At 60.3% G+C, this 19,205-nt stretch carries 16 protein-coding genes; 8 read left to right on the top strand and 8 right to left on the bottom strand.

Features of this window, described 5'->3' with window-relative positions; all coding sequences use genetic code 11:
• Positions 1 to 37 precede the first annotated feature (37 nt).
• Genes K3G63_RS03960 through K3G63_RS03940 form a run of 5 tightly spaced genes read right to left on the bottom strand, consistent with a single transcriptional unit; the run spans position 38 to position 5,888 of the window.
• Positions 38 to 1,117 (bottom strand): CRISPR-associated protein Cas7, encoded by a 1,080-nt coding sequence (locus K3G63_RS03960; protein WP_220612782.1) that lies wholly within the window; start codon positions 1,115 to 1,117, stop codon positions 38 to 40.
• A 28-nt stretch (positions 1,118 to 1,145) separates the two neighbouring features.
• The gene (locus tag K3G63_RS03955) at positions 1,146 to 2,477 is read right to left on the bottom strand and encodes a hypothetical protein (protein WP_220612781.1); all 1,332 of its coding nucleotides are present in this window, start codon (positions 2,475 to 2,477) and stop codon (positions 1,146 to 1,148) included.
• Positions 2,478 to 2,488: 11 nt separating this feature from the next.
• On the bottom strand, positions 2,489 to 4,636 hold the full coding sequence (gene cas3 / locus K3G63_RS03950; protein ID WP_220612780.1) for a CRISPR-associated helicase Cas3': 2,148 nt from the start codon (positions 4,634 to 4,636) through the stop codon (positions 2,489 to 2,491).
• A complete protein-coding gene (locus tag K3G63_RS03945; RefSeq protein ID WP_220612779.1) occupies positions 4,633 to 5,193 on the bottom strand; it encodes a hypothetical protein in 561 nt (186 codons plus the stop codon). The genes cas3 and K3G63_RS03945 overlap by 4 nt, the downstream gene beginning before the upstream one ends.
• A gap of 29 nt (positions 5,194 to 5,222) precedes the next feature.
• Positions 5,223 to 5,888 (bottom strand): CRISPR-associated endoribonuclease Cas6, encoded by a 666-nt coding sequence (locus K3G63_RS03940; RefSeq protein WP_220612778.1) that lies wholly within the window; start codon positions 5,886 to 5,888, stop codon positions 5,223 to 5,225.
• A 467-nt stretch (positions 5,889 to 6,355) separates the two neighbouring features.
• Here K3G63_RS03940 and K3G63_RS03935 point away from each other — a divergent pair, with 467 nt between their 5' ends.
• From K3G63_RS03935 to K3G63_RS03925, 3 genes are read left to right on the top strand one after another with little or no spacing between them, the layout of a single operon-like run.
• Positions 6,356 to 6,946 (top strand): RNA polymerase sigma factor, encoded by a 591-nt coding sequence (locus tag K3G63_RS03935; protein WP_220612777.1) that lies wholly within the window; start codon positions 6,356 to 6,358, stop codon positions 6,944 to 6,946.
• Complete coding sequence (locus K3G63_RS03930) at positions 6,927 to 7,721, top strand: hypothetical protein (protein ID WP_220612776.1); 795 nt, start codon at positions 6,927 to 6,929, stop codon at positions 7,719 to 7,721. The genes K3G63_RS03935 and K3G63_RS03930 overlap by 20 nt, the downstream gene beginning before the upstream one ends.
• A gap of 26 nt (positions 7,722 to 7,747) precedes the next feature.
• Positions 7,748 to 8,893, top strand: coding sequence for a porin family protein (locus K3G63_RS03925; protein WP_220612775.1), 1,146 nt, complete (start codon positions 7,748 to 7,750; stop codon positions 8,891 to 8,893).
• Between the two features lie 203 nt (positions 8,894 to 9,096).
• On the opposite strand, the gene K3G63_RS03920 is transcribed toward K3G63_RS03925, so the two are convergent.
• Entirely contained in the window at positions 9,097 to 9,849 is a 753-nt protein-coding gene (locus tag K3G63_RS03920; RefSeq protein WP_220612774.1) for an RNA methyltransferase, read from the bottom strand.
• Here K3G63_RS03920 and K3G63_RS03915 point away from each other — a divergent pair.
• Positions 9,840 to 12,515 (top strand): BamA/TamA family outer membrane protein, encoded by a 2,676-nt coding sequence (locus K3G63_RS03915; protein ID WP_220612773.1) that lies wholly within the window; start codon positions 9,840 to 9,842, stop codon positions 12,513 to 12,515. The genes K3G63_RS03920 and K3G63_RS03915 overlap by 10 nt on opposite strands.
• 81 nt (positions 12,516 to 12,596) lie before the next feature.
• Here the strand turns inward: K3G63_RS03915 and K3G63_RS03910 are convergent, their stop codons facing one another.
• Positions 12,597 to 14,720, bottom strand: coding sequence for a thiamine pyrophosphate-dependent enzyme (locus tag K3G63_RS03910; RefSeq protein ID WP_220612772.1), 2,124 nt, complete (start codon positions 14,718 to 14,720; stop codon positions 12,597 to 12,599).
• Between the two features lie 190 nt (positions 14,721 to 14,910).
• On the opposite strand from K3G63_RS03910, the gene K3G63_RS03905 reads away from it, so the two are divergent.
• Positions 14,911 to 15,435, top strand: a complete 525-nt coding sequence (locus K3G63_RS03905; protein ID WP_220612771.1) for a GNAT family N-acetyltransferase — start codon at positions 14,911 to 14,913, stop codon at positions 15,433 to 15,435.
• A gap of 45 nt (positions 15,436 to 15,480) precedes the next feature.
• Here K3G63_RS03905 and K3G63_RS03900 read toward each other — a convergent pair whose 3' ends face one another.
• Complete coding sequence (locus K3G63_RS03900) at positions 15,481 to 16,554, bottom strand: NHL repeat-containing protein (protein ID WP_220612770.1); 1,074 nt, start codon at positions 16,552 to 16,554, stop codon at positions 15,481 to 15,483.
• A gap of 251 nt (positions 16,555 to 16,805) precedes the next feature.
• Here K3G63_RS03900 and hemF point away from each other — a divergent pair, with 251 nt between their 5' ends.
• From hemF to K3G63_RS03885, 3 genes are all read left to right on the top strand, one after another.
• Positions 16,806 to 17,756, top strand: a complete 951-nt coding sequence (gene hemF / locus K3G63_RS03895) for an oxygen-dependent coproporphyrinogen oxidase (RefSeq protein WP_220612769.1) — start codon at positions 16,806 to 16,808, stop codon at positions 17,754 to 17,756.
• Complete coding sequence (locus tag K3G63_RS03890) at positions 17,753 to 18,331, top strand: phosphatase PAP2 family protein (protein WP_220612768.1); 579 nt, start codon at positions 17,753 to 17,755, stop codon at positions 18,329 to 18,331. The genes hemF and K3G63_RS03890 overlap by 4 nt, the downstream gene beginning before the upstream one ends.
• Positions 18,332 to 18,768: 437 nt before the next feature.
• Positions 18,769 to 19,164, top strand: a complete 396-nt coding sequence (locus tag K3G63_RS03885) for a hypothetical protein (protein ID WP_220612767.1) — start codon at positions 18,769 to 18,771, stop codon at positions 19,162 to 19,164.
• Positions 19,165 to 19,205: the final 41 nt, after the last annotated feature.

The following is a 19,205-nucleotide window of genomic DNA, read 5'->3' as shown; positions in this document are numbered from 1 at the left end:
ACGGGCAGCCTCATTGCTGAAGGCTGCCCGTCCTGTTTTAGCCGGCTATCTGATTCTCATAGTCAAAGTCACGCAGACGCTGAGCAATATCCTGCTCGGCCCGCTCTAAGGCATCGGCAGCGCCATAAGCTCCGGCAATGTAGCCGCCAGCCGGTAGCGCGATATAGACCGTAGCTCCGGCGGTTTCGTCCAATATAGGCTTCGCAGTCGGCTTTTCCGTGTCCTCACGCAGTTGTCCCCGAATAGCTCCGGCCAGATGATTCGCATTATCGCTTACGGCCAGCGCCAGTGTTTCCATCAGGCTGAAGGTGCGGGCCTGGTTGCTGGTAATGCGCCAGTTGATAAGAGCATAGGCCAAGGCTGGGATGTACTTTTCGCGGTGTTCCTTGGGGGCCAGCAGACAAGGGCCAAACACATTGCGCGTTTCGGTCCAGCCTTTATCCTTCAATTCCTGCGTTTTTGACGGGTGCAACTCGGGCTCCAGTGTGTTGGTGGAAACACAGAACAACGTGCGCAGGTCCACACATACATCGTACACAAACAGACCAGACGCGCGGCTATGGTCCGGAATCCAGATGCGGTTGGGCAGGTTACGCTTGGTATTGAGCAGCAAGGTATCCACATCGTCTTGAGATAGTTCGTTGCCCTTTTCGTCGCGTACCCGTACTGGATGATGGGTAGGATGCGAGGTGCGGTCAAACGTCAGATTCTCCCGCTCTCTTTCCAGGCCACCGAGCAGTGGATGCAGGGGGCGCATGGCCGAAATAGAGAGCGGGCTACGGCGCTTGATCGTAAACTCCCCGGTTTCAGCGCGCATATAGCCGCCTAACAGCTGATCTACATGGGTTGGGTCGCAGGGCGACCAGGGTTCTTTCTGCTCGAACTGTACTTCTGTGTTTTTGCCCTTCTTGATTTGCCAGTTGAAGGTAATGGGAGCTGGCGGCACGTTGAGGCCAGTAGTCAGCGCATCCATAATGCTGCGCTTCACTTGCTGCCCGCTGGAATAAGCTTGGCGGATACCGAACTGCGCATCCGTATAATATTTCTGGCCGTCCTGCACGGCAAAGACGGTGTGTTCGGCGTGGCGCAGGCCCCGGAGGTAGATGTAAGGATTCATTAGTTAAGAGAAATGAATGAGTTAAAAACTAATTGGAGCCACTGCCGGCTCGGCGGGCCACGTAGCGGAACCGGGTGAGAATGGCAAACAAAGGGAAGTTGTCTACAGGCATGAGCATAATCTGGCGTACTGCTTCATCAAAAGCAGGCACGTACTCCGTCGCACTGCTCTTGGCTTCTTCAAGAATTTCGGTCAGACGCTCGATAAACGCAGGACGATGCTTGACGAAGACCTTCTCCACTTGGCGGTCTAGCGTGGTTTTTCCTTGGGTGGCTGTACCAGCGTACTGCTGCAGCGCCTCCGCTAATCGGTCGGCGGCGGTATAGAGTTCCTGATTGTTGAGCATGGCAAGTATCCAGATTTGTTGAAAGGCAAATTGAATGGCGGCTTCTTCGGTTTTGACGGAAAGGGGCTTGGGAGCGTAATCGGGACCACCTACGTACTCGCGCAGTTTGGCGGGCTCAATTGCTGCTAGGCCGATAGCTCCCAGCTGACAGGCCCGAGCGAATCCGTAATAAGTGGCGTAGAGCCGTAATAGCGCATCGATACCCGCACTTTGCACGGCTTCCGGAAACAGAAATAGCCTACTGTTTAAGTCACGCACCCGATTTATTCCATCCAGATGCAGCGGTACAAACCCAATGGTGCGGTTGGTTTGAGCCAAGCTGTATACATAGGCCGTCAGGTTACGCTTATAGTGGCTCGCCAGAGAGAAAATTACCTGTACCCATTCTTTCGTCGGCATCGAAAGCGTGCCGCTGGTATCTGCTAGCTCAATAGTGAAGCCGTCCCAAGGGTGTGCAGCCTCAAATAGCGGGCTAAGTGCATGAGTAAGCCAATGGCCATTCCAAGTGTCAATTTGGTTGCCTTTCATGTTAGGACGTTGCTCCAGATAAGTGCGGTAGTGCGCCCAGCCCTGAAACAGCGTCCATAACACGTCATCTTCATCCAGCAGCAACGACAGTCCACCGCTGACGCCGATACCCAAGGCTCCGCCAATCCAGGAGCAGTAAATTTCTTCGGTGCCTACCGTGGGCCCTACGCCCGATACTTGCCCGGACGTAGTGCCTTCCACCCCAGCCGCCGGAAACCCGATTACAAAGCTGGCGTCAGGAGCCACATTGGCTATTTTGTGGTGCAGAGTAGCTAACTGAATATCCGCTTCGGTTTTGCCGGCTACCAGGTTGCCCTGCGCTACTTTCTGCGCAAAGGGTGAGCTGGGCACCCACTGCAGGTAGCGTTTGTGTGCGTAAAAAAGCGGGTAGAGCTGCTGCTCGAAAAACTGTCGGGCTGACAATTCTTCCCCGGTTTGCTCCCGGTAAAGTCTGAGCAGCCGCCGGCCGATATAGCTGGTATACATGGCTGAATGGATTATAGAAATGGATTGTGCTCTTCGAACTGGAGGCCTAGCTCTTCATATTCCTCATTGCCGGGCACTACGAACGGCATATTGCCTACTTCCAGCCGCTCATACTTGGTTTTATGGGCGTACATACTGCGCCAGCTCACCGGAATTTCCAGCATCGTACGCGCCTCCCACTTAGCATCGAGGTAGGCTTGCCGGTCTGCTTCCAGAATGCAGGCCGTCGACTCAATGTCCAGCACGTCCACCAATACCGAGCGGGCATTGTTACACAATTCTCGCAGCGTACACCGGTCACCGTCCCAAATGACGTGGGTACTGATATTGGACACTTCCAACGTCGGGTATACTACGTCGATGCGAGCCTGCAACTCTTGCTCCGGCAATACGTGGCCGTGGTCAGGCAGCTGGGCAAAGCTGGCTTCGACGATGGCGCGGTCGTAGGGCAGGCAGCTAGGCGCGGGTTCCAATACATGGACTGGCTTAAGCTTACCAATAGTGTCGGCAGTACGGCGGCGGTTTACGCGCCCAAACCGTTGCACCAATGCGTCCAGCGGCGCGGCTTCGGTAATCATCCGGTCAAAGCTGATGTCCAGACTTACTTCCACTACCTGCGTGGAAACCACGAGGCAGGGGCCAGGATTTCTTGGGTCATTAAAGTCATTTTCGAGGCGCTGTTCCCGCTCGGCCCGGTCACCGCGCTTGAAGCGGCTGTGCAACAAGAGCCGCTTAACATCAGGAAACTGGTGACGCAGTTGCTTATACCGTTGCTGAGCGCCTTGCACCGTATTGCAGATGACTAATACCTTTTCCCCAGCATCCAGCGCCGCCTGCAGAATATCATCAGCCTCTTCAGGCCAGGCCGCCGGGTTTTCGGGGTTACGAGCCATCTTATGCACGGCGTGCCGATCAAACTGGCGGAGAGTTTCAGGGGGTAAGGCTACTTCTGCCACGGCATCCGGGCCACCCAACCGGCGCAGCAATTCTTGGTAAAGCACCGAGGGCATAGTGGCCGTCCCGATGTGGATGCGGCAGCCCAGCCGGGCCAGTGCAGCCACAATTTCCAACACCATCGATTGGGCCTGGGCTGCATAGGTATGCACCTCGTCCAGAATAATATCCGCGCCGCGTATATCCAGGATGACCGCCTCATAGCCTGGTGTACCGAATACTACAGCAGCCAACTGATGCGGCGTTAATACCTTCACCGAGGCCCCTACCAAAGATTGGAGCTGTTTTTCTACTATGCCCCGCTCTTCTACCAGCTGTGAAATAGCATGTTGCAGCCGTACATGACCACCTGTGTTGGCCGCCAGCATCCGCCGAAACATGGAGTTAATAGAGGCTTGGAAGGGCAGCGTATAGAATACGCGCCCCCGGCAGCGGCGAAGCAGATAATCGGTTTTGCCGGCACCCGTGGGAGCTACTACCAGTGTGTGCTGTTGAGGCTGATCGGCCCGCTCCAGAGACAGGGGATACAAAGGCGCCGACCGATTGAAAAAGGACAGATCGGGCGTGGCAAAAAGGGTTGCCAACTGGTCAGCCGCATCGTGCTGAAGTGCGGAGGCGAAATGATCTGCTGCTTGCAGCACCCCGCGCCATGCGGACCAGCCTTTACGCTTGGCCTCACAGTGCTGCACCGCGAACTGCACCGCGGCTTCGGCTTCGGCCCTGGGTATGGGGCGCGTGGCAATACCCAGCTTTGCCAGCACAGCCAGCGCGCCGGGTGCCCAGTCATCCCAGCCAGCCAGATGGTCCCGCTGCCAGGTATGGCTTCGGTCTTCTAGGTCCAGGATGCCTTTACCAAACAGGTCGTTGGGCTGGTGCATAGGCTTATGGTGCGCCACTACCATATCGATTACAGCCGGCCAGTCTGCCCGCGCTACCAGCGGCAGAAACCCCAGCGACGATAACTCGTGCCGGTGCAGAATCGTGTTTGCGGCCAGAGTGGTTTTAGGTGCCCGTAGTTTACTCTGAAAGGCAGGATGTGCTTTGCCCAGGTCATGCAGGGCGGCCCCGAGCAACGTCAGGCGCTCATCGTGCCCGGTAGCCCGCGCCACGGCAGTAGCCACTTCCATAACGTGCCGGGTGTGGGCTTCAAGGCTAAGCTCGCCGCCGTGGCTGGCACTTTTGGCCAAGATATCGTCGGTATTCATAGCGCCGCGGCCACCTGGCGAATAGGGTTGCCGGTAATTTCCAGCCGTCCATGCATCGGAGCACCTTCTGCGAAACGGTTGAAGCCTACCAGAAAAGCCCCTGTTTCGGAGGCGTCTGCTGGGCGGAGTTCGAACCCGGCTAAGGCGTTAAAATCGGCCTCATCTAAGATCAGGGGCTCGGTGGGCAGGACAATATCTTCGTTGCGACATAGGCACAGATGCTGGCTGGCAGCCAAATCGGCTTCTTCCGCGCTGGCAAAGGCCAGGTGCAGTTCTGGCTCCAGTAGTACTCCCCGCATTAGAATAGCGCGAGGGCGCGTCATCTGCTGCTTTTTCTTCTCGTGAATCCAGCCCCGGGGTTGGGTCTGTTCCTGCTGCATACTCAGCCCGGTATAGGTCAGCTTATGCCGGAGAATAGCAGAAACGCCGAGCTTTTGGCGCATACCTTCAATGACTGAAGGAGTTAAGAATTGCTGGGAATAGGTTTCTCCGTCCCGAACGGCCGTCCATGGCTTGAGGTAGCCAAACGGGCCGGTGTACTTCACTGCGTAAAGCATAGTGCGAACTTGATAAATCGTGTAACAATCTACTCCAGCGCTCCGCATCCCAGCCCCGTCGAGTGGCCTACTCCTACGCACCAGGCAAACCGGATTTGCTCGGCGGTGCCGGTGACGATGACGGGGCACTGGCTGGCGCGGCACTGCACGGCTTTGTACCGGAACAGCTTGCTTTTCGCGCCGGGGTAGTCCCGGTCAAAGCGGACGGCGGCGCCGGTATCATCGAGGCCGGCTTGGCGAAGCTTGTGGCGCAGGGTTTGGGTCAACAGCTCGTCGGTGCGCGGGTCGTGGTAAGTAAGATGATCGGCCGGTTTGCCGGGCTGGGTTTCCCACTTCACAAATACAGGGCTGAGCACCCGAAACCACTGCTCACCATCCTGGAAGGCGGGCGGCGTGATAAGGCGGGCGTCGCGCACGGTCAGGCCCAGACCCGGCTCTGGCACCCGGATAATGCCGCCGACGAGCTGGTGAATCAGCTGCGGGTCGTGGGCGGAGATGCTCCAGTGGGCGCCGTCGCGGAACCAGAGGCCGCCACGGCTGCCCCGGCCGCCGCGCAGCCAGGAGAGGGAATAGAGCGAAAGGCCATCGTGGAGGTCGTCGTTGTGGCCCAGCCAGCGGTGGAAGGCGCCTTTCAGGGTAGGTAGGTGGTCGAATGGGACAGCCTGGCTGGCTGTGAGGTATAGCTGCAGACGCATTTCTGACTACTAATGATATTGGTAATTCGGCTCACCAATTTGAAATAATATATTTGTATTACCTAATAAAACCCTACGTCAAACATATATTTTTATTATAAATACTATTCCTATTAGTCACTAAAACGTAGCCGAAGCCGGCCAGGGGGTTCAGAGTAAACAGGCAGGTAGCAACATCCGGAAAATCAGCTCGCCATGCCAACCCCCGACACTTAGCCCACCAGCGCTACGGTTCCGAGCCAACGGTTAGCTTCGGGCCAGATGCTGCGGCGCGCTTATCATAGAAGGCTCTTTGCTTTATCAGCAGCAATAAGCTCCTTGAGAATTTTTCTGGCTGATTATCAGTGGCATTATATTTCCGCTGAGTTAGACAGCACCTTTTTTTACTTCCCAGGCAACCCCTACCCCTCACTTTCCATCTAGCCCCTCAAACGCCCTGCTTTGATCTGAACTTTACCCTTCCTTCCGTGACTGATGCTGACCTCATAGCCGCCTGCCGCCAAGGGAGCAGTCGGGCCCAGAAGCTGCTTTACGAGCGGTTTGCCGGGCTGATGCTCTCCGTGTGCCTGCGCTATCTGCGACGGCGCGAAGATGCCGAGGAAGCCCTCATTGTGGGGTTCACAAAAGTGTTCCGGGCCCTGGATCAGTACCGGCACGAAGGCTCCTTCGAGGGCTGGATTCGCCGGATTGTCGTAAACGAGGCCCTGGGCATGCTGCGGCGCAAAGAGCCCCTGCACCTGGCCATCGACGACCTGACCTACGAAACGCCCGCTACCCCCGCCGAAGCCGAAAGCCGCCTAAATGCCGACGATATGCTGGCCCTGCTGGCTGAGCTGCCGGCCGGCTACCGGACCGTTTTTAACCTGTACGCCCTGGAGGGCTACACCCACCCCGAAATCGGCGAGCTGCTCGGTATTTCGGAGGGCACCAGTAAGTCGCAGCTCAGTAAGGCCCGGGCCATGCTCCAGCGCCGCCTCGCGGTAGCCAGCGCCCAAGCCCAACCGGCGGCCTCCTCCACCCACACTCCGAAAGAACTGTATGCAACCGGAAGATATTGATAAGCTGTTTCGCGAGCGGCTGCAGGGCCACGCGCCTACCCCGCCCGCTTTCCTCTGGGCCGAAATTGAGGCCGAGATGCAGCCCCGCCGCAAGCGCCCTGTGCTATGGCTGGCTGCGGCGGCCGTAACGCTGCTCACACTGCTGGGCGGCGCCTGGTGGGTGCTGACGGGTAGCAGCCCCGGCCGCCCCGGCACCCGCGAAATGGCGGCTACTACGACCCGCCCCACGCCCGGAATCAGTAAAGAAAATATTTCTGCTCCCCAGGCAACGCCTACCCCCGCTTCTCCATCTAGCCTCCCAGAAGCCCAGGCCAATAAGCCAGCCGCCGTAGTGGCCACTACGGCACCTTCTTCCGAAGCCCGGTCTGCGGGTGTACAACCAGCCCCCGCTTCGGAGAACAGCCTGCCCGCCCGGCCCCAGGCTTCTACGGCCCCCGCGCCGCGCCAGCTCGCCCTGGCCAGTGCCCCCGCTGCTCCTACCCGTCCTACACTTCCGGAACGTGGACCGGACCCGGAGCTGGACCGCCCCGCGGAGTTGCCTACCGCTACGGTGGCCCTTACCGGCCCCATTGAAGTGGAAGTGCGCCCGGGCACGGAAGCTGCGGCTTTAGCGGCCGCGCCTACCCGCCGCCCCCGCCTGACTTCCTTGCTCCGGCAGGCCCGCAACGCCGTGAAAGGCGAGCGGGTGAGCCTCACCGAGGCCGGGCTACCCGAATCGGTAACGGTGCAGGCTCATGTGGCTGGTCGTACGCTTACCAAAACCATTCAACTCTAACTCTCCCGCTTTACGCGCCTTGTATCATGAAACGCTACTTTGCTCTCCTTGCCTTTCTGCTGATGGGTCTGGCCTCGACCAGCACTGCCCGCGCCGCCGCGCACCCCGGCAACGACGACACTATTCTGGTGAAGCTGCCCAACCAGGCTACCATGACGCTTTACGTCAAGGATAAAGCCCAGCTCCGGCAGATGCGCCAGTACAAGCTTGACTCCCTGCTGGTGCTGCTCGACGCTTACATCACCCAGGCTGAGGCCGCTGGCAAAAACTCTAAATCGGAGCAGGTGACCATGGAGTTCTATCCCGCCAAGGAGCAACCCGGCAAAAAGGTACCCGAGCAAATCCGTATTACGGTGCGCAACCAAGGCCCCGGCAGCCAGACCAAATCAGCGGACCGGGTGGACGTAGTACTGGGCCGGGCCTTTGGGATGACAGTGTATGACAAGCCCGATGACAAGGAAGGCGTGTCCGTTCGGATCAGCTCTACGCCAGACTCGGTAAAAGAAGCCCAGCGCAAAGCCAAGAATGATGAAAAATCTAACCGCGCCGTACACAGCAACTTTAACATCGACCTGGGCCTGAACACGCTGGTAAACCGTGAAACGCCCGTGGGCGGCGAGGGCTTTGACCTCCGCCCCATCGGTTCGCGCTACCTCAGCCTGAACTGGCACTATGACATCCGGGTAGGAGAAAAAGGCTCGCCCTTCCACCTGGTTACCGGTCCTGAGCTGGCCTTTAACAACTACATGCTAGACAAGAACTACCAGTTTTTTGATCTGGCCGGTCGCACGGTCGTCACCGTAGATCCGTTCTTCCCCGACCGGGAGCTACAGAAAAGCAAGCTGTCTGTTTCCAGCATCAACCTGCCGCTGATGGCTACGCTCAACTTCAAGAACAAGAAAGGCCGCGACGCCTTCCGCATCGGCGCCGGCGGGTTTGTGGGCTACCGCCTGGGCTCGCACACCAAAATCAAGTACGAGCAGGAGGGCAACACCAAGAAAGACAAGGACCGCGGCTCCTACAACCTGGCCGACTTCCAGTACGGCCTGCAGGGCACCATCGGCATCCGCGGCCTCGACCTCTTCGCCAAGTACAACCTCAACGACACGTTCAAAAACAACCGCGGACCCCAGGCTCAAACCCTCAGCTTCGGCATCTCCGTGCTGCAGTAGCAATGAATTGACCGTCCCGCGAGCCCCTAAGGGCAGCTTATAGGCAGAAAATAAAAGCCCGAGTGGGGCGACACCAATCGTTTAACGGATGGTGTCGCCCCACTCGGGCTTTAAACGGGTAAGGGGGTAGGCGTACTACCGGTATGCCACCCGCTGGGGCTGCTCTACGGCGCAACTTGCGCGTCAGACTGCTGGCTACCCCACTATTTCACCTCATGGCGGTAGAAGTTATCCAGCAGAATGGCCGCCGACACGGCAACGTTGAGGCTTTCGGCCTGGCCGCGGCCCGGAATGTGCAGGCGCTGGGTAAGGCAGGCTTCCACGGGGGGCGTCAGGCCGTGGCTCTCACTACCCATCACGAGCACGCCGGAGGGCTGCAGAGTCAGGCGGTGCACATTGTCGCCGTGCAGGTCGGCGCCGTACACGGGCAGATCAGAGGGTAGCGCGCTCAGCCAAGTAGGCAGGTCGCGCTGCCAGACGGGCACGCGGGTAAAGGAGCCCATCGTAGCCGACACAGTTTTGGGAGCCCAGGGGTCGGCGCACGTATCGGAGCAGACTACCCCGGCCAGTCCGTACCAGTCGGCCAGGCGGATGAGGGTGCCCACATTACCAGGGTCACGTACTTCGTCGAGGGCCAGGAAAAGCTGGCCGGCGGCGGGCTGCAGGGGTTTTTCCGGGGGCAGGCGGGCTACGGCTAGGGCCGTATTGTTGGTACTGAGCGTGCCCAGGCGGGTGAGTTCCTCTTCAGATACCACGTCCACGGGTAGGCCCGCCGGAATTTCCTGCCGGATTTTCTCACCGAATTCAGACGTAACCACCAGCCGTTCCGTTAGAATCCCGGAACTTAGCAGCTCCCGCACGCTTTTACCGCCTTCTACCAGGAAGGCCCCGTGCCGGGAACGGTACTTCTTCAGGTGCAGCGCGTGCACGTATTTCGCTACTGCTTTTGAAATCATATTCGCCAATTAAGGGTCGTGGCCCCACTGCAGGGCTTTTGTCGGGGAAAAACGGGGCGCGGGTGGCGCTGGGCAGCTTGCTGATAGCAGGCGGCCTGAGCGGCTGCTCGCCCCTGCGCTTGCTGAAACCAGGGCAGCGCCTGCTCAGCCGCGTAAAGGTAGAAGGCACTGAAAAGGCCGATGTTGAGCGGCTGCAAACACTGGTGCAGCAGAAGCCAAACAGCACCTTTCCGCTGCCAAAGGTAGCCATCTACCAGCTAGGCCGCTCCTTTTATAACCCCGAGCGCCTGCAACGCAAGCTCGAAGAGGACCGCACCCACTATGACCAGCTGATTAAGGCCGCCGGCACCGACTCGGCTGAGGTAGGCAAGCTGCTCACGAAGCGCGAGCGGCACACCCAACGCCACCAGCTGGCCCTCGACAAAGGCAACGCCATTATGCGCCTGGGCGAGCCGCCGGTTATCTACGACTCCACGCTGACGGCCGTGTCGGTGGAGCAACTGGGAACGTTCCTGAAGTCGAAGGGCTTTTTTCGCAGCTCGGTTTCCGTTACGGATACCGTGCCTACCCGGCAGTTTGCCCCCCTGCGCATCTTCACCCTCCGCTCGCCCTTCCACACCGATTCCCAGCGCGTCACGGTGGTGTACCGCATTCACGAAGGGCCAGCCTTTCACTACTCCCAGCTCGACTACGATATTGCCGACACGGCTATTTCGCGCCGGGTGCTGGCCAGCCAGCCCCAGAGCCTGCTCCGGGTAGGCAACCAGTACGACGAGGAACAGATTGGGGCCGAGCGCAACCGGATTGAGGACCTGCTCAAAAACCAGGGCTACTACGATTTTCGCCAGCAGTACATTACCCTGGAGGCGGATACCAGCTTCGCGCCTACCTCCGTGCGGCTGCGCACTATTATTTCCAAGCCTCTGCGCGGCGAGCAGCACCGCCTCTACACCGTCCGGCGGGTCAGCTTTATCACGGATGCCGGGCTGGTGCGCTTTGGCCGGCAGCGCGACACCATCATCCGCGACTCGGTGTACTACCTGGCGTATCAGCACAAGTTCAGCACCCGGGCCCTGGACCGCAAGCTGGTGGTGCGCCCCGGCGACGCCTACAGCGTGGCGAAAACCCAACTGACGCAGCGCCAGCTTTCCAACCTGGATATGTTCCGCTTCAGCACCGTTACGTACCGGCGCGTGCGGGGTGCGGAAGCGCCGGCCGACTCCGCCCGCGGCCTGCTCGACGCGACGGTGAATGCGTCGCCGGCCAAGAAATTCCAGGAAACCTCCGAGTTCGGGGCTACCTACGTGGCGGAAAAAACGGGCCCGTTTGGCAACGTGCGCCTGAAAATCAGGAACGTGTTTGGTGGGGCCGAGCTGCTGGAGTTTGGCTTGCGGGCTGGTTTCGAAGGACAATACAGCCTGGTTGGCCAGGTAGGCGACGTGAGCCGGGGCCGTAGCGTGCTGACTACTCAGTTGGGAGCCAACGTGAACCTGGTACTACCCCAGTTTCTGGTGCCGTGGCGGCCCAACCGCTACCTCAGTCAGTACAACCCGCGCACCCGCCTCAACGCCACGTACACCTACGTGCAGCGGCCGGACTACACGCGCACGAACGTTGAAGGCACGCTGGACTACATCTGGCAGCGCTCGGCTTTCCAGCAGTACGTGCTTACGCCCATTGACGTAAGCGTAATTCGGACTGCCAAAATAGATCAGGCGTTTGCTGACTACCTGCAAACCCTCCTGATCCGCCAGGGCTCACCGCTTTACCGCAGCTTCGATAACCTGTTTATTCCCAGCATCAACGCTACCTCGCTCTTTAATTCCAACGATTTCAACGAAACCCGCGACGCGCGCTACCTGCGGCTGTTCGCGGAAGTAGGTGGCCTGACCCGCAGCCTGTATCAAAAGCAGCCCTTGCTGAACAACCCCGAAAATCAGCAGGGCAACCGCCTGAAGATCTACGATTTCGCCAAGTTCACCGCTGATTACCGCCGCTACTATAAGCTGGGGCCGGAGTCTTACCTGGTGTACCGCCTGGCCGGCGGCGCGGCGGCGGCGCTTACTTCAACCCGTATTCAGAACACGGTTACCGGCGAGGTTGACAACGCCTACCTGATTCCGTACGACAAGTACCTTTTTGCCGGCGGTAGCTCCAGCGTGCGGGCCTGGAAGCCCCGCCGTCTGGGGGTGGGCTCCGCTACGCAGTACAAATACGACCCCGAGAATCCGGCTGACTTCCTCAAAGTAAACGGAGAAAAGGTGCGCGACTACGACCTGGAGCAACCTGGTGAACTCCTGCTGGAAGGCAACGTAGAGTACCGTTTTCCGCTTTACAGCTTTATTAAGGGTGCCGTGTTCACTGATTTTGGTAATGTGTGGATACTACGCAACCAGCCTATTAACCCCAATCAGAGCCAGACACAGCAGGACGAGCAGCGCCAGCGGCAGCAGGAATCTACCTTCCGCCTGAACAACTTCTACCGGCAATTTGCGGTGGGCTCCGGCATCGGCTTCCGGTTTGATTTCACCTTCCTGATTCTGCGCCTGGACGTGGCAACCAAGGTATACGACCCCACAGCACCGGGTAGCAAGTGGGCCATCCGCAAGTTCAGCCTGGCCGAAGACCAGACGGCGTTCAACTTAGGCATCGGCTACCCCTTCTAACAGGGCAAAGGTCAGCTAGCAACGAAAAACGCCCCACTACTGCAGTAGTGGGGCGTTTTTCGTTGCTAGCTGTTTTTTAGCTCAGTAGGCCAGCAACTCTTGCAGGGCGGCGCTTACCTTCTCGGGATTGGGGAGCATCTGCTTTTCCAGCTCTACGTTAAGGGCAATGGCGGGCAGGTTGGCGGCACCCAGGGTAAACACCGGCGCATCGAGCTGGCGGAAGCAGTGGCGCTGGATGCGGCCGGCCAGGCTTTCGGCGAAGGAGTTCAGCAGGGGTTCTTCCGTGAGCACCAGGGCTTTGCCGTGGCGGCGCACGGCGGCCTGCACGGCGTCCCAATCCAAGGGGTTCAAGCTGCGCAGGTCCAGGACTTCTACCTGACCGGGGAACTGCTTGCTGGCCGTTTTGGCCCAGTGCACGCCCATGCCGTACGTGATAACCACGCAGGTTTCGCCGTTGCGCAGCTTGGTGGCATCGGCTTCCTGCGCTACGGCCGCTTTGCCTAATGGAATAACGTAGCCCGCGGCGGGTTCTACGGTTTTGGCGTCTTCGGTACCGGGCACCTTGCTCCAATACAGGCCCTTGTGCTCCAGCAGCACTACCGGGTTGGGGTCGAGGAAGGCCGCGCGCAGCAGCCCCTTCATGTCGGCCGCGTTGCTGGGATACACCACCTTAATGCCCCGGATGGTGAGCAGGGTGCTTTCCACCGAGCCCGAGTGGTAGGGCCCGCCCCCGCCGTAAGCGCCCACCGGCACCCGAATCAGGCTTTGCACCGGAAACTTACCGTTGGAGAGGTAGCAGGATTTGCTTAGCTCCTCCACCAACTGGTTGAGGCCGGGCCAGATGTAGTCGGCAAACTGAATTTCGACAATGGCCTTGGCGCCCACGGCACTCATGCCGGCCGTGCTGCCCACAATGTAGGCCTCCTGGATGGGCGTGTTGAACACGCGGGCGTCGCCGTACTTTTTAGCCAGCAGGGCCGCTTCGCGAAACACGCCGCCCAGCTCCCCCCCTACGTCCTGGCCGTAGAACAAAGCTTCGGGGAACTCCCGCAGAATATCATCTACGGCGTGCAGGGCGGCATCTACCATCAGGGCTTTGTCGGCGCCGGCGGGGCTCCGCTCACCGGTTTCCTCGGTTACAGCCGGGGGCGCAAACTCGTGCTCAGCGAAGGTAGCCGGGTCGGGGGTAGGGGCAGCCAGGGCACGCTGGTAGTCGGCCAGCACGGTGGCACGGGCCTGGGCTCCTAGCTCCTGCAGATCGGCCTCTTCAAAGCCTAGTTCCAGCAACTGCTGATGAAAGCGGGGCAGCGGGTCCTGGAGGGTATGGTGGGCGAGATTGTCGCCGCGGTACCACTCGCGCCGTACGCCGCTGGTGTGGTGGCCCAGTAGGGGGCACTTGGCGTGCACCAGCACCGGCCCGCGCCGCTGGCGCACGTACTCGGTAGCCTGCTGCATGCCGGCGTAGCTGGCCAGAAAATCGGCCCCGTCGAACTGCAGGCGGTGCAGGCCTTTGAAGCCGGCCGCAAACTCGTAGGCATTCATGGCGCGCATCTCGCGGCTGGTCGCCGAAATACCCCAGTCGTTATCCTGCACCAGGTACATAATGGGCAGCTGGTGCAGCACCGCCATTTGCAGGGCTTCGGCTACCTCGCCTTCCGTCATGGCTCCGTCGCCGATGGAGCAGAGCACAACGGGCGGCACGGCGGGGGTAGCGGGAGCGGCACCCGAGCCTTTCGGAGGCAGACCTTGCCCTTCCAGGTACTTGATGCCGTGGGCCACGCCCGTAGCCGGAATGGCCTGCATGCCGGTGGCCGAGCTTTGGTGCGGAATGGTAGGCTGCCCCGGCCGCCGCAACGAGGGGTGACTGTAGTAGGTGCGCCCGCCCGAGAAGGGGTCGTCGCGCTTGGCCATCAACTGCAGCATCAGCTCGTAGGGGGCTACCCCCATGCCCAGCAGCATCGCATCGTCGCGGTAGTAGGGCGCGGCGTAGTCGTAGGGGGTCAGGTGGAAGGCGGCGGCCAGCTGAATGGCCTCGTGGCCGCGGGCGGTGGCGTGCACGTAGCGGGCGGTTACGGCCTTGTTTTCTTCGTAGAGACGAGCCAGCTCATCGGCCGTGCGCATCAGCAGGTAGGCCCGCCGCAGGGTGGCGCGGTCGGGCTGGATGGTAAACTCGGTTTCCAGAGTGGAGGTAGCGTCGGACAACATGGACGGGTGGTGGGGGTTGGTCCGGCGAAATTACGCAATGAATACGTGTTAGAACGGGTCTTCCTCCGAGTCGCATTCTATTCGCTACCCCTACTTGCTCAGGCCTCCCGCTGCCAGCACGCCCGGCCCGCTAGCGTTGGCAGCACGCTTGGTAATCTGCCATTAGCGGCGGCCGTTTACCTTCGCGCCCATGCTTACCGATTTGCTGATTACTCCTGCCACCGAAGCCGACCTCGCCGACCTGCTCCCCCTGGTTAACCGCGCTTATCGTGGCGACGCCTCCCGGCAGGGCTGGACCACCGAAGCCAACCTCCTGGACGGGCAGCGCACCGATGCCGAGGAGTTGCAAGAGCTGCTGCGGGCACCCGGTGCCACCTTCCTGCTGGCCCGCACCCCTGCCGGCCACCTGCTGGGTAGTGTGTATCTGAAAAACCAAGTGCCCGACCTGTACCTGGGCATGCTTTCGGTGGAACCGGCGCAGCAAGCCCAGGGCTTGGGTAAGTTTCTGCTGGCCGCTGCCGAAGCCCACGCCTGGCAGCAAGGATGCACCAGCCTCCTGATTTCGGTGATATCCGTGCGGGAGGAGCTGCTGGCCTGGTACGAGCGTCACGGCTTCCGGCGCACCGGCGAAACGGTTGCCTTCCCTACCGATACCCGTTTTGGCATCCCGCGCCAGAAGCTAGAGCTGTTGCTGCTGCGCAAGCCACTGGGGTAAAAGACCCAGCCGACATTCTCCCCCCGGCTGGCTGGGGCGGAGCCTTTACTGGACGGTGATTTTGCGGATGCGGTGCTTGTGGCCGTTGGCTACGTACAGGGTGCCCGATGCGTCCAGAGTTACGTCGCTGGGAAAGGCAATCTGGGCGCTGTTGCCCACGCCATCGGCGTAGCCTCGCTCCCCATTGCCAGCCACGGTGCTCACCTGTCCGTCGGCCGAAATACGCCGGATGCGGTGGTTGCCCATGTCGGCAACGTACACATTCCCCTGACAGTCGGCGGCGACGCCAGCCGGCCCCGAAAACTGTGCCGCAGCGGCATTGCCGTCAGCGTAGCCTAGTTCTCCACTGCCAGCCAGGGTGCTGACGACCCCGGCCGGGGAAATCTTGCGGATGCGGTTGTTCAAAAAATCCGCGACTAACAGGTTACCCGCACAATCAATGGTTACATCGGTAGGGGTAAAAAAGCGGGCGGCGGGGCCGGCTCCGTCGGCAAAGCCGCTGTTGGCCGCGGCGCTACCGGCCAGCGTGCTGACAACCCCGGCCGGAGAAATCTTACGGATGCAGTTATTGCCGCCATCAGCTACGTACATATTGCCTTGGGCATCGATAACCGGGCCACTCGGCGCGCGGAACCGGGCTTCGGTGGCGGCTCCGTCGGCATAGCCGTAGTAGCCGTTGCCAGCCAGGGTGCTGACGACACCCGATGGCGTTATCTTCCGAATCCGGTCTCCGTACTGCGTCACGTACACGTTGCCCTGGGCATCGGTAGCTAAGCCGTTGGGATAGTAAATCTGCGCCGTACCAACAGGGCCATCGACGTAGCCTTCCCCGCCGGTACCGGCGTAGGTGCTCACCACGCCGGCCGGGCTGATTTTACGAATGCGGCTGTTCCCGTAGTCGGCTACGTACACGTTGCCCTGAGCGTCGGCGGCTACGCTGCCGGGGCTGCTGAACTGGGCCGTAGTAGCCGAGCCATCCTGGAACCCGCCCAACTCGGTACCAGCCAATGTGCTGACCACATATACGGGGGCCGCGACGGGCTGCGGGGACTTCTCTTTGCACGACGCAATACTGAGGATACCAATAATTGCCCACAGCGGCCTGACGGGTAATTTCATAACACGAAAAGGGAATAGTGACTCTGGAATTGGGACCTAAAACGCCGGGCCGCGGGCGCAAAGATGAGTAATTGTTCGGACTGCACGGGATGGAATTTTAGCCTGCCACACCCCGGGCCCGGGCCCATCGGCTGGCACCTGTTTGTAAAGCCGACAAACCCCTACCTTTGCGGCTCAAAAATGGCGTCGGCCCTCCCCCTCTGTTTCGGGTAAACCCGGCGCAGTGCCGCGCCCGCGCCGAATTCCACAGTATGCATTCTAGCCCGTTTCCAACCCCGAGTTCCCAGCCCCGCTTCCGCGACACAGTGGAGCAATGGATGCGCCAGTTTCAGGACTGGCTGTGCCAGCAGCTTGAAGCCGCCGATGGGCTGGGCCGCTTCCAGGAAGATGCCTGGCAGCACCACGGCGGGGGGGGCGGCCGCTCGCGCGTACTCACCGGGGGCAACATTATCGAGAAGGGCGGGGTCAATTTCTCGGCCGTGGAGGGCACCATGAGCGAGCAGGCCGCCCGCGTGCTGCTGATGCCCGACCCGGGCTACTTTGCCACGGGTGTGTCGGTGGTGCAGCACCCGCGCAGCCCCCTGGTGCCTATCTCCCACATGAACGTACGCTACTTCGAGGCGGCTAGCGGGGAGGCCTGGTTTGGGGGCGGGCTGGACCTGACTCCCATCTACGTGGATGTAGCGCAGGCCCGCTGGTTTCACGAGCAGATCCAGGCCGTCTGCCAGCAACACGACGCCAGCTACTACCCCCGCTTCAAGCAGTGGGCCGATGAGTACTTCTACCTGCCCCACCGCCAGGAAACGCGCGGCATCGGGGGCCTGTTCTTCGACCGTCTCACGGTAGGGAAAGACGGTACGTTCGAGCACCTGTTTGCCTTTGTGCAGGCCGTAGGCGAAGTCTATGGCCGCAGCTACGCGGCCATCATGCGCCAGAATGCGGCCCTACCCTACTCCGACGAGCAGAAGCAGTGGCAGCTGGTGCGCCGCGGCCGCTACGCCGAGTTTAACCTGGCCTTCGACCGGGGGACGCGCTTCGGGCTGGAAACCGGGGGCCGCACCGAGAGCATTCTGATGAGCCTGCCGCCCCAGGCCGAGTGGCACTACAACCTGCAACCCCAGCCCGGCTCCCCCGAGGCCGCCACCCAACGGTGGCTGCAGAAGGGCATCGACTGGCTAACCGACCCTCCTACTACCGCTTGATCGAGCAACTCCAAGCCCTCGACCGTTGGCTGCTGTTGGGCGCCAACTCCCACCACACGCCCAAGCTGGATGCGTGGATGATTTTTTTCTCGGAGCGCCTGGTGTGGTTTCCGGCCTACTTCGTGCTGGTGGTGGTGCTTTGCTACCTCTTCCAGCGCCGCGCCCTGCTGCTGCTGCCCCTGCTGGGTCTCAGTGTAGCGTTGGCCGATGTTATTTCCAGCCGCTTTTTCAAACCTTACTTCGCCCGGCTGCGGCCCTGCCACGACGCTACCCTCTCCACAACCCTGAACCTGGTGAACGGTTGCGGCGGCCAGTTCGGCTTTCTTTCTTCGCACGCCGCTAACTCGTTTGCCCTGGCCGTTTTTATGGGCCTGGTGCTACCCGCGCAGTACAGAATCCCTAAAGTGCTGCTGTATATCTGGGCCGCATTGGTCAGCTACAGCCGCATGTACCTCGGGGCCCACTACCCCTCCGACGTAGTGGCGGGCGCTTTGCTCGGCTCCGCCACGGCGTGGGCCTGTGCGACGGCTTATCAGCGCCTAGCACCACGCTGGTGGCCGGTTACAGCTTCGTAAGATGAGATACTAACCCTATTCTACTGCCTATCCTGCCGTATTTCTGATGAATGATTAGTAGCCGTCTATTTTCCCTGCTAGCAGCCTTCCTCCTGGAAGCTACTGCTGTTGCCCAAGGAAACGCTAGTAGCTTTACTGCCGCGGCGGCTCCTGACACGCTACTCAGCTCCATTCCTCTCGCCGAGGTAAAAGTGCGCCCGAAAGCGACCACTGAGTTGTCAAGTATCGGCCGAAAACGATCTTCTCCCCATGGGGCTTTAGTTATTCCGGGATATCAATACGGGGTACTGTTTCGGCTTGAACCAGGTAGTGAAACCGGAATCGTAGAAACGATTACTGTCCGCCTGAAGCCCAACAAGCCAACAGAAGGGCGCATTCGCATTCGGCTGGTTAGCGTGGCGCCAGGAGCCTCACCTGCGCCCGGCGCGCATGACCTTTTGCCCGACGCGCCCGTGTACTCAGCGGCCTATCTTGCTGCACTCCCTACCCCCCTGCTCACGCTGAATATTGCTCGCAATGAGGTGCGGCTGCCGCCTGAGGGGGCCTACGTGCTGGTTGAAGGCCTGACCACCAGCCCAGTTGAAACGTGCGTACCGATGACGAAAGATGACCCTACCCCCTGGCAGATTATCACCGCTACCGATGCGCTGAACCCCGCTACGCACCGGCGTACTCCGGCCGGCAAGTTTCCGGCCGTTGCCTTCGCAACCTCTCTCACGTCCGTTGCCACAGTCTTTAAACACTGTCATCACCCAGCGTGGATACCCCGCCCCAGCTATAAACCCGGCCAACCCGACAACCTAGACGTTTCCTTGACGTTGCGCCCTGACTAGCTTTTCAGGCCATAAAAAAGCCCCCGCAGCACTATGCTGCG

Origin of the sequence: Hymenobacter sp. HSC-4F20 (assembly GCF_019599275.1) — a bacterium.
Lineage (GTDB): Bacteria > Bacteroidota > Bacteroidia > Cytophagales > Hymenobacteraceae > Hymenobacter.
This window is presented reverse-complemented; position numbering and strand designations above follow the sequence as displayed.

Coding starts and splice junctions, on each gene's coding strand:
- K3G63_RS03940 (WP_220612778.1), bottom strand. CDS start 5,888: ATGCGTCTGCAGCTATACCTCACAGCCAGCCAGGCTGTCCCATTCGAC.
- K3G63_RS03925 (WP_220612775.1), top strand. CDS start 7,748: ATGAAACGCTACTTTGCTCTCCTTGCCTTTCTGCTGATGGGTCTGGCC.
- K3G63_RS03930 (WP_220612776.1), top strand. CDS start 6,927: ATGCAACCGGAAGATATTGATAAGCTGTTTCGCGAGCGGCTGCAGGGC.
- K3G63_RS03910 (WP_220612772.1), bottom strand. CDS start 14,720: ATGTTGTCCGACGCTACCTCCACTCTGGAAACCGAGTTTACCATCCAG.
- K3G63_RS03955 (WP_220612781.1), bottom strand. CDS start 2,477: ATGTATACCAGCTATATCGGCCGGCGGCTGCTCAGACTTTACCGGGAG.
- cas3 (WP_220612780.1), bottom strand. CDS start 4,636: ATGAATACCGACGATATCTTGGCCAAAAGTGCCAGCCACGGCGGCGAG.
- K3G63_RS03920 (WP_220612774.1), bottom strand. CDS start 9,849: ATGATTTCAAAAGCAGTAGCGAAATACGTGCACGCGCTGCACCTGAAG.
- hemF (WP_220612769.1), top strand. CDS start 16,806: ATGCATTCTAGCCCGTTTCCAACCCCGAGTTCCCAGCCCCGCTTCCGC.
- K3G63_RS03960 (WP_220612782.1), bottom strand. CDS start 1,117: ATGAATCCTTACATCTACCTCCGGGGCCTGCGCCACGCCGAACACACC.
- K3G63_RS03905 (WP_220612771.1), top strand. CDS start 14,911: ATGCTTACCGATTTGCTGATTACTCCTGCCACCGAAGCCGACCTCGCC.
- K3G63_RS03945 (WP_220612779.1), bottom strand. CDS start 5,193: ATGCTTTACGCAGTGAAGTACACCGGCCCGTTTGGCTACCTCAAGCCA.
- K3G63_RS03900 (WP_220612770.1), bottom strand. CDS start 16,554: ATGAAATTACCCGTCAGGCCGCTGTGGGCAATTATTGGTATCCTCAGT.